Origin of the sequence: Rhizobacter sp. SG703 (genome assembly GCF_012275445.1) — a bacterium.
In the GTDB taxonomy this organism is placed as follows: Bacteria; Pseudomonadota; Gammaproteobacteria; order Burkholderiales; family Burkholderiaceae_C; genus Rhizobacter.
In genome coordinates, this window is the sequence record NZ_JAAZQK010000001.1 from 665,783 (window position 1) to 682,016 (window position 16,234).

At 69.9% G+C, this 16,234-nt stretch carries 3 protein-coding genes; 1 reads left to right on the forward strand and 2 read right to left on the reverse strand.

The window, feature by feature from the left end:
* Nucleotides 1-247: 247 nt before the first annotated feature.
* Nucleotides 248-13,285 carry an immunoglobulin-like domain-containing protein gene (locus FHT26_RS02880; RefSeq protein WP_168558639.1) on the forward strand — a complete coding sequence of 4,346 codons (13,038 nt, stop codon included), beginning with the start codon at nt 248-250 and terminating at the stop codon, nt 13,283-13,285.
* A gap of 65 nt (nt 13,286-13,350) precedes the next feature.
* On the opposite strand, the gene FHT26_RS02885 is transcribed toward FHT26_RS02880, so the two are convergent.
* On the reverse strand, nt 13,351-15,264 hold the full coding sequence (locus FHT26_RS02885; protein WP_168558640.1) for an EAL domain-containing protein: 1,914 nt from the start codon (nt 15,262-15,264) through the stop codon (nt 13,351-13,353).
* Between the two features lie 22 nt (nt 15,265-15,286).
* The gene (locus FHT26_RS02890; RefSeq protein ID WP_349238075.1) at nt 15,287-15,910 is read right to left on the reverse strand and encodes a transglutaminase-like cysteine peptidase; all 624 of its coding nucleotides are present in this window, start codon (nt 15,908-15,910) and stop codon (nt 15,287-15,289) included.
* Between the last annotated feature and the right edge of the window lie 324 nt (nt 15,911-16,234).

Here is a 16,234-nt window from a genome sequence, read left to right on the forward strand (position 1 = left end):
GTAACAAACGCCTGGACATTCATGTCTCAAGTTCCCTTCCGGCAGGTCGAAAACCCGACCAGCCGGGAGTTTCGAACATGTCCGAAACCCTTTGAGCCAGGCCAAACCGATCTCGCTTATTGCCCCACGAAGGGCCGGTTTCGGTGATTCAGGTCACGAACCACCGCGGTAGGTTCGTACATAAGCGCTGGGTTTCTGGATATCCTGACTGGTAAGTTCTGGCCAGTTTTGTGTCCGAGGAAATCCCATGCCCACCATCGTCCAAACCCAACACGGCAAGGTGTCCGCACTGTGGGGTGCCGCGCTGATCCGCACGCCCGACGGCCACGTCCGCGCGCTGCAGATCGGCGACGTGGTGAACAAGGGCGACGTGGTGCTGACGACGCAGGACGGCATCGTGCGGCTCGACGACGTCGACGCACCGACGATGGCCGCGGCACCGAAGGTTCCCGCGACGGCCGACACCGACATCGATCGGGTGATCGCCGAGCTGAACCAGCCCGATTCGCAGACCGCCCCGGCGGCCGGCCTGACCGGCGGCGGTGGCGGCGGCCTGACCCCGGGCCTGCGTGTCGACCGCATCGCTGAAAACATCACGCCGGCCTCGCTCGAACTCGCCGACACCGCCGCGGCGGCGCCCGCGACCACCCCGATCGTGGCCACCACGCCGACCGGCGACGGCCTTGCTGCCGCTCCGGCCCCCGCCGCTGCACCCGCCCCGGCCCCGACCCCGGCCGGCCCGCCGCCGGCCCCGCAGAACGCCGCACCGTCGGCCATCGCCGGCAATGCCAGCGGCCTCGAAGACAGCACGCTGCCGCTGCCGCTGCGTGGCAGCGATGCCGATGGCAACGTGGTCTCGGTCACGATCGTCTCCATCCCGGCCGGCGCCAGCCTGCTGCTGGCCGACGGCGTCACCGTCGTCACCGCCGGCCAGACGCTGAGCGCCGCCGATGCCGCCGGGCTGCTGTTCAAGCCCGCTGCCGATTTCAACGGCAATTCCAGCGTCAGCTTCACCGTCACCGACGACAGCGGCGCCGTCTCGGCGCCGGCCAGCGTCGCGATCTCGGTCACGCCGGTCAACGACCTGCCGGTCGCCACCAGCGTCCCGGCCGGCTCGGGCCTCGAAGACACGACCATCGCCGTCCACCTGGGCGGCAGCGACATCGACGGCAGCGTGACCAGCGTCACCGTCACCACGCTGCCGCAGCACGGCACGCTGTACCTGCCCGACGGCACGACCCCGGTCAGCGCCGGCACGCCCATGTCGGCCGCAGACGCGGCCAACCTGGTGTTCCGCCCGGATCCGAACTACCACGGCTCGACCGACATCGGCTTCACCGTCACCGACAACGAAGGCGGCACCTCGGCACCGGCCAGCGTGCCGGTCATCGTGACGCCCGAAGGCACCAGCATCGCCCTGACCGCATCGGCGGCCACGGTGACCGAAGGCGGCAGCCTCAGCTACACCGCGACGCTGAACAACCCGGTCGCCGGCAGCCCGCTGGTGATCACGCTGAGCAACGGCAGCACCATCACCATCCCGGTCGGCCAGAGCAGCGGCAGCAGCGCCCCGGTGCCGGTGCGCGCCGACGACGGCTACGTGCAGGGTCCGCAGACGGTCGCCGTCAGCGTCACCCAGGCGAGCGGCGGCGACTTCGCGTCGCTCGACCCGAACGCCAGCACCAGCAGCACGGTGGTCGACGACGCCGATACCACCAGCCTCACGCTGAGCCCGTCGGCCAGCACGCTGGCCGAAGGCGGCAGCATCGTCTACACCGCGACGCTGAACAACCCGGTGACCGGCTCGCCGCTGGTCATCACGCTGGACAACGGCCAGACCATCACGATCCCGGTCGGCCAGAGCAGCGCCAGCAGCGCGCCCTTCGTGGTGCGCGGCGACGACGCCTACGCGCAAGGCACGCAGACGCTGACGGTGGGCGTCGCGTCCACCAGCGGCGGCAACTTCGAAGGCCTCGCACCTGCGGCCCCGGTCAGCACCAGCGTCACCGACAACGGCAGCCACAGCACCGTGGTGCTGAGCGCGTCGGCGGCCAGCGTCACCGAAGGCGGCAGCATCGTCTACACCGCCACCGTCAGCAGCCCGGTCAGCGGCACGCCGCTGGTGCTGACGCTGGACAACGGCCAGACCATCACCATTCCGGTCGGCCAGAGCAGCGCCAGCAGCGCGCCGTTCGCGGTGCGCGCCGACGACCTGCTGGCCCAGGGCCCGCAGACCGTCACGGCCGCCATCGCCGGCAGCAGCGGCGGCGGCTACGAGTCGCTGACGCCGGTCGGCAGCCCGTCCACCTCGGTCACCGACGACGCCGACGCCACCACCGTCTCGCTGAGCGCCACGCCGTCGGTGGCCGAAGGCGGCAGCATCGTCTACACCGCCACCCTCGGCGCACCGGCCGCCACCGACGTGACGGTCACGCTCTCGAACGGCGCCACCATCACCATCGCCGCCGGCACCAGCAGCGGCTCGGTCGCGCACGCGGCGCCGGCCGACAGCGTCTATGCCGACGCGGGCAGCGTCTCGGCCACGATCAACGGCGCCACCGGCGGCGGCTTCGAGCAGCTGACGGTCAACCCGGCCGCGGCCGCCACCGCCGTGACCGACACGGTCGACACCACCACCGTCACGCTGACGGCCTCGCCGTCGGTGGTCGAGGGCGGCAGCATCGTCTACACCGCCAGCCTCGGCGCACCGGCGCTGACGCCGGTCACCGTGACGCTGTCGAACGGCGACGTGATCACGATCGCCGCCGGCGCCAGCAGCGGCTCGGTCGCGCATGCCACCGCCGCCGACGACGTCTACACCAATGCCCACACGGTCTCGACGACGATCAGCAGCGCGAGCGGCGGCCAGTTCGAGAACCTGGCGCTGAACCCGGCGCCGGCCACGACCAGCGTCGCCGATTCGATCGACACCACCACCGTCAGCATCACCGGCAGCAGCACCGTCAACGAGGGCGCGGACGCGAGCTACACGCTGTCGCTGACCAGCCCGGCGCAGACCGCCGTCACCGTGACGCTGAGCTACAGCGGCACCGCCGCCGACGGCAGCGACTTCACCGGCGTCACCACGGTGACGATCCCGGCCGGCAGCAGCAGCGCGACGTTCAGCGTCGCCGCGCTGGCCGACGGCACGGCCGAGGGGCCGGAACAGTTCACCGTCAGCATCGCCGGCGCCACCGGAGGCAGTTTCGAGAACCTGGCGATCAGCGCCGGCAGCGGCAGCGTGAACACCGGCATCGTCGACGCCGACACCGCGACGCTGAGCCTGTCCGCCACGTCGGCGCTGACGGAAGCCGGCGGCAGCATCGTCTACACCGCGACGCTGAGCCAGGCCCCCACCACCGACCTGAGCGTCACGCTGAGCAACGGCGCGGTCATCACCGTGCAGGCCGGCCACCTGAGCGGCAGCACCAGCGTCGCGCTGCCGGCCAGCGACGACGTCTACGTCGACCCGGGCAGCGTCAGCGCGAGCATCCAGGGCACCACCGGCGGCGGCATCCCGATCACCGTCGACGCGACGCCGGCCGTCACCGCCGTCAACGACAGCATCGACACGACCACCGTGTCGCTCGCGGCCACGCCCAACGCGACCGAAGGCGGCAGCATCACCTACACCGCGACGCTGACCGCCGCGGCCCAGACCCCCGTCACCGTCAACCTGTCCAACGGCGACGTGATCACCATCGCCGCCGGTGCCACCACCGGCAGCGTGAGCCATGCCGCGCCCGCGAACGACGTGTACACCGGCAGCAGCACGGTGTCGGTGTCCATCGCCAACGCCAGCGGCGGCAACTTCGAGCAGCTGGCCGTCGACCCGACGGCGGCGCAGACCCTCGTCACCGACAGCGTCGACACCACCACCGTCCGGCTGATCGCATCCGCCAGCGCGGTCGAGGGCGGCAACATCACCTACACCGCGCAACTCACCGCGGTGGCGCAGGCCGACGTGACCGTGACGCTGTCGAACGGCGCCACCATCACCATCCTCGCCGGGACGCAAAGCGGTTCGGTGAGCCATCCGGCCCCGGCCGACGACGTCTACGCCAACGCCGGCACCGTCAGCGCCACCATCACCGGCGCGACCGGCGGCAAGTTCGAGAACCTGGCGATCGATTCGACGCCGGCGCAGACCGCCATCGGCGACAGCATCGATGCCACCACGCTGACGCTGTCGGCCCCGGCCAGCGCCGTCGAAGGCGGCAGCATCACCTACACCGCGACGCTGGGCGCGGCGGCGCAGACGCCGGTCAGCGTCACGCTGTCGAACGGCGCGACGATCACCATCGCCGCCGGTGCCACCACCGGCACCGTCAGCGTCGCCGCCCCGGCCGACGATGCCTATGCCGGCCACGCGCCGGTCTCGGCGTCGATCACCGGCGCCACCGGCGGCAACTTCGAGCAGCTGGACGTCGACACGACGCCGCGCTCGACCAGCATCACCGACAGCGCCGACACCACCACGCTGAGCCTGTCGGCCACCGGCAGCGTGATCGAAGGCGGCAGCATCACGTACACCGCGACGCTGACGCAGGCGGCGCAGACGCCGCTCACCGTCAACCTGTCGAACGGCGACGTCATCACCATCGCCGCCGGCGCCACCACCGGCAGCGTCACCCACGCCGCGCCGGCGAACGACGTCTACCTGAGCGGCGGCACCGTCAGCGCGACCATCGCGAACGCGAGCGGCGGCAACTTCGAGAACCTCAGCGTCGACCCGACGGCGGCCAGCACCACGCTGACCGACAGCGTCGACGCGACGACGGTCGTGCTGGCGGCCACGCCGTCGGTGGTCGAGGGCGGCAGCATCGTCTACACCGCGACGCTCGGCGCGGTGGCGCAGGCACCGGTGCTGGTGACGCTGTCGAACGGCGACACCATCACCATCGCCGCCGGCCAGTTCAGCGGCTCGGTCTCGCACCCGACCGCGGCCAACGACGTCTACCTCAACGGCGGCACGGTCTCGACCACCATCGCCAGCGCCGCTGGCGGCAACTTCGAGCAGCTGGCGCCGAGCGCCGCCGCCGCGACGACGACGGTCACCGATTCGATCGACACGACGACGCTGAGCATCACCGGCAGCGGCAGCGTCACCGAAGGTGCAAGCGCCGGCTACACGCTGTCGCTGACCAGCCCGGCGCAAGGCCCGGTCACCGTGACGCTGAGCTACAGCGGCACGGCCGCCGACGGCAGCGACTACACCGGCGTCGCCACCGTGACCATTCCCGCCGGCAGCAGCAGCGCGAACTTCAGCATCCCGACGCTGGACGACGCCGTGGCCGAAGGCAGCGAGCACTTCACCGTCAGCGTGGCCTCGGCCACCGGCGGCGGTTTCGAGAACCTGGTCGTCAGCGCCGCCAATGGCAGCGTCACCACCGGCATCGTCGACAACGACAGCGCGACGCTGAGCCTGTCGGCCACGTCCGGTCTCACCGAAGCCGGCGGCAACATCGTCTACACCGCCACGCTGACCCAGGCGCCGGTGAGCGACCTGAGCGTGACGCTGTCGAACGGCGCGGTCATCACGATCGCGGCCGGCCAGCTGAGCGGCACTGCGACAGTGGCCGTGGCACCCGGCGACGACGTCTACGTCGACCCGACCAGCGTCAGCGCCACCATCCAGGGCACGAGCGGCGGCGGCATCCTGCTGAACATCGATCCGACGGCGGCGGTCACGACAATCGCCGACACCCCCGACACGACGACGGTCACGCTGAAAGCGTCGGCGACCAGCGTCGCCGAAGGCGGCAGCATCGTCTACACCGCCAGCGTCGACCACCCGGTGACCGGCTCGCCGCTGGTGCTGGTGCTGTCGAACGGCCAGAGCATCACCATCGCCGTCGGCCAGAGCAGCGGCAACAGCGCGCCGTTCGCGGTGCGCCCCGACGACGCTTATGCGCAAGGCGACCAGCCGCTGAACGTCGGCATCGTGTCGCACAGCGGTGCCAACTACGAGAACCTGGCCACCGGCAGCACGGTGGCGACCACCGTCACCGACAACGCCAGCACGACCACCGTGACGCTGAGTGCGTCGACGGCGTCGGTGGCCGAAGGCGGCAGCATCGTCTACACCGCGTCGGTGAACCAGCCGGTGTCCGGCCAGGACTTCGTCGTCACGCTGAGCAACGGCCAGACCATCACCATCCCGGTCGGCCAGAGCAGCGCCGACAGCGCGCCCTTCGCGGTGCGCGCGGACGATGCGTATGCGCAGGGCACGCAGACGCTGAACGTCGGCGTCAGCGCGACCAGCGGCGGCAACTACGAGGCCGTGGCGCACACGTCGACGGTCAGCACCGCCGTCACCGACGACGGCGACCTGACGACCGTCACGCTGAAGGCATCGTCGGCCTCGGTGGCCGAGGGCACGGGCGTCAGCTACACCGCCACGCTCGACCATGCCGTCACCGGCTCCGACTTCGTGATCACGCTGAGCAACGGCCAGACGATCACGATCCCGGTCGGCCAGTCCAGCGCCAGCAGCCCGGCCGTCGTGCTGCGTGCCGACGACGTCGACGCGCAGGGTTCGCAATCGGTGGTGGTCGGCGTCACCGGCACGGCCGGCGGCAACTTCGAGGCGCTCAACACCGCCAGCACCGCCAGCACCAGCGTCACCGACGACGCCGATGCGACGACCGTCACGCTGAAGGCGTCGAGCGGCTCGGTGTCCGAAGGCGGCAACATCGTCTACACCGCCGAACTCGACCATGCGGTGAGCGGCCAGGACCTGGTGCTGACGCTGACCAACGGGCAGAGCATCACGATCGCAGTCGGCCAGACCAGCGGCAGCTCGGCACCGTTCGCTGTGCGCGCGGACGATGCCTATGTGCAGGGCACGCAGACGCTGAGCGTCGGCGTCGGCTCGCACACCGGCGGCAACTTCGAGGCGCTGACGACCACCAGCACCGTCAGTACCGACGTCAACGACAACGGCACGCAGACGGTCGCCACGGTGACGGCGTCGGCCGGCGCGGTGGCCGAAGGCACGGCGGTCAGCTACACCGTCACGCTGAACCAGGCGGTCACCGGCTCCGATTTCAGCGTGACGCTGAGCAACGGCCAGAGCGTGACCATTCCGGTCGGCCAGAGCTCGGCCAGCACCGCGGCCCTGGTGCTGCGCGGCGACGACGCGCATATGCAAGGCACGCAGACGGTGTCGGTCGGCATCACCGGCACCAGCGGCGGCAATTTCGAGGCGGTGAACAGCAGCTCGACGGCCCAGGTGGACGTGAGCGACGACGCCGACGTGACGACGGTGTCGATCAGCGGCGCGAGCAGCGTCGCCGAAGGCGCGAGCGCCGGCTACACGCTGACGCTGGACCACGTCGCCGCCACGCCGGTGACCGTGACGCTGAGCTACAGCGGCGTCGCCGCCGATGGAAGCGACTACACCGGTGTCGCCACCGTCACCATCCCGGCCGGCAGCAGCAGCGCCAGCTTCAACCTGGCGACCATCGACGACGCGCTGGCCGAGGGCACCGAGAGCTTCACCGTGACGGTGACCGGCGCGAGCGGCGGCGGCTTCGAGAGCCTGGCCGTGGGCAGCGCGAACAGCGTCACCACCGGCATCGTCGACAACGACAGCGCGACGCTGAGCCTGTCGGCCACGTCCGGTCTCACCGAGGCCGGCGGCAACATCGTCTACACCGCCACGCTGACCCAGGCGCCGGTGAGCGACATGACGGTGACCCTGTCGAACGGGGCGAGCATCACGATCCTGGCCGGGCACCTGAGCGGCAACACGCAGGTGGCGGTGGCCGCGAGCGACGACGTGTATGTCGACCCGACCAGCGTGTCGGCGACGATCCAGGGCACGAGCGGCGGCGGCATCCTGCTGTCGATCGACCCGACACCGGCCGTCACGGCCATCGCCGATACCGTCGACACCACCACTGTCACGTTGAGCGCCTCGACCAACTCGGTCTCCGAAGGCGGCAGCATCGTCTACACGGCCAACGTCGACCACGTCGTCACCGGCTCGCCGCTGGTGCTGACCCTCAGCAACGGCCAAACCATCACCATCGCTGCCGGCCAGTCCAGCGGCACCAGTGCCGCCTTCGCCGTGCGCGCCGACGACGCCTACACCCAGGGCGACCAGACCGTCTCGGTCGGCATCAGCTCGCACACCGGCGGCAACTACGAGGCGTTGACGACCACGTCGACCGTGTCCACGACGGTCACCGACAACGCCAGCGCGACCACCGTCACGCTCACGCCCTCGGCCACGTCCGTCGCCGAAGGCGGCAGCATCAGCTACACCGCCAGCGTCAACAATCCGGTCACCGGTTCGCCCTTCGTCGTCACGCTGTCCAACGGCCAGACGATCACGATCCCGGTCGGTCAATCCAGCGCGAGCAGCGCGGCCACTGCCGTGCGTGCGGACGACTTCTACGCCCAAGGGAATCAGACCGTCTCGGTCGGCATCACCAATACCGCGGGTGGCAACTTCGAGGCTGTCACCACGACGAGCACCGCCAGCACCACCGTCACCGACGACGGCGACGCCACCGTCGTCACGCTGAGCGCTTCGGCCAACTCGGTCTCCGAAGGCGGCAGCATCGTCTACACGGCCAACGTCGACCACGTCGTCACCGGCTCGCCGCTGGTGCTGACCCTCAGCAACGGGCAGACCATCACCATCGCTGCCGGCCAGTCCAGCGGCACCAGTGCCGCCTTCGCCGTGCGCGCCGACGACGCCTACACCCAGGGCGACCAGACTGTCTCGGTCAGCATCAGCTCGCACACCGGCGGCAACTACGAGGCGTTGACGACCACCAGCACCGTCAGCACCACCGTCACCGACAACGCCAGCGCAACCACGGTCACCCTCACGCCCTCGGCCACGTCCGTCGCCGAAGGTGGCAGCATCAGCTACACCGCCAGCGTCAACAATCCGGTCACCGGTTCGCCCTTCGTCGTCACGCTGTCCAACGGTCAGACCATCACGATCCCGGTCGGTCAATCCAGCGCGAGCAGCGCGGCCACCGCCGTGCGTGCGGACGACTTCTACGCCCAAGGCAACCAGACCGTCTCGGTCGGCATCACCAATACCGCGGGTGGCAACTTCGAGGCTGTCACCACGACGAGCACGGCCAGCACCACCGTCACCGACGACGGCGACGCCACCGTCGTCACGCTGAGCGCTTCGGCCAACTCGGTCTCCGAAGGCGGCAGCATCGTCTACACGGCCAACGTCGACCACGTCGTCACCGGTTCGCCGCTGGTGCTCACCCTCAGCAACGGGCAGACCATCACCATTGCTGCCGGCCAGTCCAGCGGCACCAGTGCCGCCTTCGCCGTGCGCGCCGACGACGCCTACACCCAGGGCGACCAGACTGTCTCGGTCAGCATCAGCTCGCACACCGGCGGCAACTACGAGGCGTTGACGACCACCAGCACCGTCAGCACCACCGTCACCGACAACGCCAGCGCAACCACGGTCACCCTCACGCCCTCGGCCACGTCCGTCGCCGAAGGTGGCAGCATCAGCTACACCGCCAGCGTCAACAATCCGGTCACCGGTTCGCCCTTCGTCGTCACGCTGTCCAACGGCCAGACGATCACGATCCCGGTCGGTCAATCCAGCGCGAGCAGCGCGCCCTTCGCGGTGCGCGGCGACGACGCGTATGTCCAGGGCACGCAGACGCTGAACGTCGGCGTCAGCTCGACCAGCGGCGGCAACTACGAGGCCGTGACGCACACGTCGACGGCCAGCACCAGCGTCACCGACGACGCCGATGCGACGACCGTCACGCTGAAGGCGTCGAGCAGTTCGGTGTCCGAAGGCGGCAGCATCGTCTACACCGCCGAGCTCGACCATGCGGTGAGCGGCCAGGACCTGGTGCTGACGCTGACCAACGGCCAGAGCATCACGATCGCAGTCGGCCAGACCAGCGGCAGCTCGGCACCGTTCGCTGTGCGCGCGGACGATGCCTATGTGCAGGGCACGCAGACGCTGAGCGTCGGCGTCGGCTCGCACACCGGCGGCAACTTCGAGGCGCTGACGACCACCAGCACCGTCAGAACCGACGTCACCGACAACGCCAGCGCGACCACCGTCATCCTCAGCAGTTCGGCCAACTCCGTCGTCGAAGGCGGCAGCGTCACCTACACCGCGACGCTCGACCACGCCGTCACCGGCTCGCCGCTGGTGCTGACCCTGAGCAACGGCCAGACCATCACCATCCCGGTCGGCCAGTCCAGCGCGAGCGCCGCGCCTTATGTGCCACGTGCCGACGATGCCTATGCTCAAGGCACGCAGACGATCACCGTCGGTGTGTCCTCCAGCTCGGGCGGCAACTTCGAGGCGCTGACCACCTCGTCGACCGTGGCCACTTCGGTCACCGACGACAGCGACGTGACCACCGTCAGCCTGTCGGGGTCGAGCACCGTCACCGAGGGCGGCGCAGCCACCTACACGCTGACACTGAGCAACCCCGCCACCAGCGCCGTCACCGTCACGCTGAACTACACCGGCACCGCGAGCAATGGCACCGACTACACCGGCGTCACGACCGTCACGATCCCCGCCGGCGCCAGCAGCGCCAATTTCAGCGTCGCAACGGCCGCCGATGGCCGCGACGAACCGAACGAAACGATCGTGGTCTCCATCGGCACCGTCATCGGAGGCGGATTCGAAGCCATCGCGCCGCATGCCACGAACAACACGCTGACCACTTCCCTGGTCGACAACGACCCGACCCCGACGCTGTCGATCAACAACGTCACCGTCAACGAAGCCGCCGGCACGGCCACCTTCACGGTGACGCTGTCGGCCGCGTCGGGCCAGGCCGTCTCGGTCAACTACGGCATGTCCAACGGCACCGCCACGGCCGGCTCCGACTACGCCGCGTCCAGCGGTACGCTCACCTTCGCCGCGGGCTCGACCGTCCAGACCATCACGGTCCCGATCACCAACGACACCCTCGCCGAGGCCACCGAGACCTTCAACGTCACGCTGAGCGGCGCCACGAACGCGACCATCGCGGTGGCCACCGGCGTCGGCAGCATCATCGACAACGACCAGCCGCCGGCGATCGACCTCGATTCGAACAACTCCACCGCCACAGGCGTCGGCTACGCGACCACCTTCATCGAGAACGGCTCGGGTGTCTCGATCGCCGATTCCGACATCAAGATCACCGACGTCGACAGCGCATCGCTGGCCAGCGCCACCATCACGCTGACGAACGCCAAGAGTGGCGACGTGCTGACCGTCGGCACGCTGCCGGCGGGCATCACCGCCAACGTCGTGGGCAACGTCATCACGCTCAGCGGTGCCGCGTCGCTCGCCAGCTACGAGACGGCGATTCGCGCGATCACCTACTCGAACTCCAGCGACACGCCCGACACCACCAACCGCGTGATCACCGTCGTCGCCAACGACGGCACCAGCAACAGCGCCACCGCGACGACGACGATCAGCGTGGTCGCCGTCAACGACGCCCCGGTGGCCCACAGCGACGAGGCCAGCGTCACCGCTGCGGCCACGCTGAGCGTCACGGCCGCGGACGGCGTGATCCTGTCGGCGGCCACGCCGGCCGGCACCGACACCGACCCCGAAGGCAATGCCTTGACCGTCGCGTTCGCCGTCGCCGGAACCGGCACTCCGGCGACCGCGATCACCGCCGCCGGCACCACCATCACCGGCACCTACGGCACGCTGACGCTGAAGAGCGACGGCAGCTACAGCTACGCGGCCAGCAACGCCAATGCAGTCGCGACCGGCACCACGGTCGACGACGTGTTCACCTACCAGGTCAAGGACCCGAGCGGCGCCACGTCGAACACGACGCTGACGGTCCACGTCGCCGGCCAGGCCGACACGCTGACCGCCAGCACGCCGACCACGACGGTCGTCACCAACACCCTGGGCCTGAACGGCGAGTACTACGGCTACAACGAAAGCGCGGTGAACGGCAACCGCCGCCACAGCGACGACGGGAGCGTGGGCAACCTCAACCAAGTGTCGGACTTCAACACGCTGGTCAACGCCCGCAATGCGGCAATGGGCGGCAGCAACGCCATCCTCGGCACCTCGACCGCAGCCGTCACCGGCACGGTCGATGCCCGCTTCCTTGCGAAGACCATCGACTACGGCAGCGCGCCTGAGGTCACCAACTCGCTGGGCTCGAACAAGAATGTCGCAGCCGGTGGCTCCACCGCGACGCTGACCGACAGCAACAGCTCGCTGTACAAGTTCCTCGACCGCACCGGCACCGGCGGCCCCGATGTCGGCTCGCTGAAGATCGAGACCGGCACCGGCGCCGGCAGCGTCGGCGGGTCCGGTCCGTCGAGCGGCCTGGGCACCACCACCGACGCAGGCATCCGCCTGACCGGCGAGGTGTACATGGCGGCCGGCAGCTACGACATCCGCGTCACCGCGGACGACGGCTTCCGCCTGAAACTCGACGGCCACCAGGTCGCGATCTTCGACGACATCCAGTCGCCGACCACCCGCGTCTACACCGGCGTGCCGATCACCGGCGGGCTGACGGCGATGGAACTGCTCTATTGGGAGCAAGGCGGCAACGCGGTGCTGAAGATCGAGATCAAGGCCACGGGGTCGGCGGACACGAGCTACCAGACGCTGGGCACGAGCAGCTTCGCGATGTTCAGCGATGCGAATGCGCCGACGCTGTCGGACACGCAGGACATCGTGCTGAACAGCGGCCAGTACGTGATCCGCACCGGCTCCACGCTGGACGGCGGGGTCGGCAACGACACGCTGACCGGCAGCGCCGCTCGCGACAAGCTGATCGGCGGCGACGGCAACGACTCGATGAATGGCGGCGCGGCCGACGACACGCTGATCGGCGGCAAGGGCAACGACCTGCTGACCGGCGGCGCCGGCCACGACGTTTTCCAGTGGAAGTTCGCCGACCAGGGCACGGTCGCGGCACCGGCGCGCGACGTGATCACCGATTTCGACAACGCCAACAACTCCGGCGACGTGCTCGACCTGCGCGACCTGCTGGTCGGCGAATCGCACACGGCGAACGGCGTGACGACCGCGACCAACATCGGCACCAACAACGCGACCGCGATCACCGTCGACCACGGCAACCTGAGCAACTACCTGCACTTCTCGGTAGTGGGTGGCAACACGGTGGTCGAGGTCAGCACGACCGGCGGCTTCACCGGCGGCACCTACAACGCCGGTGCGGTGAACCAGGTGATCACGATCAACAACCTGAACCTCGTCGGTACGTTCACGAACGACAACCAGGTGCTCGACGACCTGCTGAAGCGCGGCAAGCTGGTGGTGGATTGATCGCGTCGCCCGGATGCAGATCCGGGCGACGTGACCGTGAAACCCGGATTGGCAACCGGGCTACATCACGTGTTCTCGCTGATCCAGGGGCCGGTCGCGCCGTCGATGCCGCAGTCCCACAGGCGCTGCGCATCGGCGGCGCTGCTGACGCCCTCGGCATACACCTGCAGCGACAGCCCGTGCAGCAGCGTCACCGTGCCGCGCACGAAGGCGGCGCGGTTCTCGTCGCTGCCCACGCCCTGCACGATGGCCGCGTCGAGCTTCACGTAGTCGAGCCCGGCCTCGAACAGCCGCGGGATCTTGCCCAGCCGCTCGCCGGCATGCTCGAGCCCGAGCCGGATGCCGGTCGGCCGCAGTTGCCGCCCCAGCTCCTGCAGCAGCCCGAAGTGCTCGACGGCCGCGCTCTCGGCCACCTCGAGCCAGATCAGCCGCGCCACCTGCGGCGCATTCCACAGCAGCGCGCGCAGCCGCGCCGAGAAGCCGCTGTCGGCCAGCGAGGACGGCGACAGGTTGACGCAGCGCGCCTTGCCGTCGCGCGCCGCGTCGCGCAGCGCGAGCGCGAGCGCGCATTCGTCGATGTCGACCGTCAGCCGGCTGCGGATCGCCAGCGGCAGCCAGCGCGCGGCCGGCTCGTAGGCGCCGTTCGGCTCCAGCTGCAGGCGCAGCGGGCATTCGAGGTGGATCAGGTCCTTGCGCACGTTGACCAGCGGGAAGTTGACCAGGTGGGCCCGCTGCTGGCCGATCGCGTCGCGGATGCGCTGGCGCCAGGCGCCCTCGCCCAGCATCGCGACGCTGACCGCGCCCTCGCCGCCCAGCTCGACCGCGAACGGCCCGCGGCTCTCGGCCCGCGCCAGTGCGGCATCGGCCTCGCTCATCACCTGCCCCATCGTCATCTCGCGGCGCAGTTCGACCGCGCCGACGCTGACCCCTGCCTCGGCGCTGAGGTTGGGCAGCACCAGGCTGAGCGCGTCGGCCAGGGCCTGCGCGGTTTCGCGCGCCATGCCGGCGACCGGCAGGCACAGCGCGAAGTCGGAGCCGTTCAGGCGGCCGATGAAGCAGCCCTTCACCCGGTCGCCATACGGCCGCAGCGCCTGCGCGACGGTGGTGATCATGCGGTCGGTCTCGGCGTGGCCGAGTGCGCGGTTCAGGTCGGCCAGGTCGAGCATGCGCAGCAGCACCAGCCCGCCTTCGGCGGTGCCGTCTTCGCGCTGCAGCGCGACGGCCAGCTGGCCGAGGAAGTGCGCCCGGTTCGACAGGCCGGTCAGCCGGTCGCAGTTGGCCTGCTGGCGCAGCCCTTCGAGCTGCTCGGCCTGCGCCTGGAACGTGATGCGCAGCCGGCCGACCATCGTGTTCATCGCCTGCGTCATGCGGCGCAACTCGGGCACGCCGGGCTCGGGCACGGTGACGAACTCGCCGCGCACCAGCGCCTGCGCCTGGTCCACCACCGAATCGAGCGGCCGGCGGATGCGCTGGATCATCAGCGTGCCGACGCCGCCGGCCAGCAGCCCGACCAGGCCCAGCGCCAGCGCCGACCACAGGCTGCTGCGCCACAGCTCGTCGTGCGCATAGCCGCTCTGGCTGATCAGCTCGACGCGGCCGAGTGCGCGCCAGCCGTCGGACACCTGGGCCACGCCCGGTTCCGCGCCGATCGGCACCAGCCGGACGAACCAGCCGGGCGCCTCGCGCGGGGCGCCGGAGGTCTCGCGCTGGAAGGCGACGCTGCCATCGCTCGCGACGAAGCGGATGCGGCTGTAGTAGCCGCTGTCGAACTGCGCCGACAGCAGCAGATTCATCAGTTCCTTGTCGCCATGCTGCTGCGAGAGCGCGAGTGCGAGGGCCGTCGCGTTGTCGGTGTTCTTCACGCCCAGCTGCGTCTGCAGGTAGCCGCGCGCCGATTCGACCGCGACGGTCACGCTGCCGGCAAAGGCGAGCAGTACCGTGCCCAGCAGCAGCAACCAGATCTGACGAATCAGCGACATGCTCTCTCCCTCTTTCGGAAACTCATTGGAACCCCTCGGCGCGTGCCTTCGCAAGCACTTCGCGCCAGCGCGACAGGCGCACCGACGGGTCGCCCGCGGCCTGCGCGCCGACGCCCTGCCACAGGCCATCGCTGTTGAAGCTGAACACGGGGGTCAGGTCCGGGCGCCGCGAAGCCGGGCGCACGTCGGTGATCAGGTTGTCGAGGATCAGCGGCTCGGCATCGGGGGCGGCGTACCAGGCGAGCACCATGTGCGCCTGCACGACACCGCCCGGTCCGCCGATCTGCGCCCGCACGTAGACCAGCCGCAGCTTCGCCGTCGGCACGCCCAGCGCGAGCAGGCTGAAGTACTTCGCGATCGCGTAGTCCTCGCAATCGCCGGCGCCCTTGCCCAGCGTCTCGAGCGGGCTGGCCCAGTAGTCGACCTGGCCCCAGACCTCGGTGTCGTCGCGGAACAGCACGCGTCGGTTGAAGAACTCGTTGACGGTCTGCAGCTTGGCCGCTTCGTCCAGCGCCTGCGCGGCGGCCAGCACCGGCTGCAGCGCGCGCGCGCCGTCGACGGCGCGCGGCGAGATGCGCTGCGCGGCAGCCAGCATGCGGTCGGCGTCCCACGCACCCGACGGCACCATCGACAAGACAAGCGCCAACGACAGCAACGCGGCACGCCATCGTTGCGACAGCCGAAGACCCAGCAGCCGCCGTGGAACCGGCTTCGCCGGGCCACTGGCGGCGCCCCCCTCGGGGGGGAGGCGCGAAGCGCCTTCGGGGGGGGGTCTATCGGTCACGTGCATCCATGAAGTGGGGCCCGACGTAAGGATGTCGTCATGACGCGCGGGGACTTGAGGTGCAAGATCCCGTCGCACCAACGCCCGGCAGAGTGTGAGAGCTTGTTGCAAAAACGCTTCTTCGCGCATCGGTTGCGTGAAATACTTTGCCCGCCCCGGTGTCGCCTCGACCCGCGCGGGTGAGCA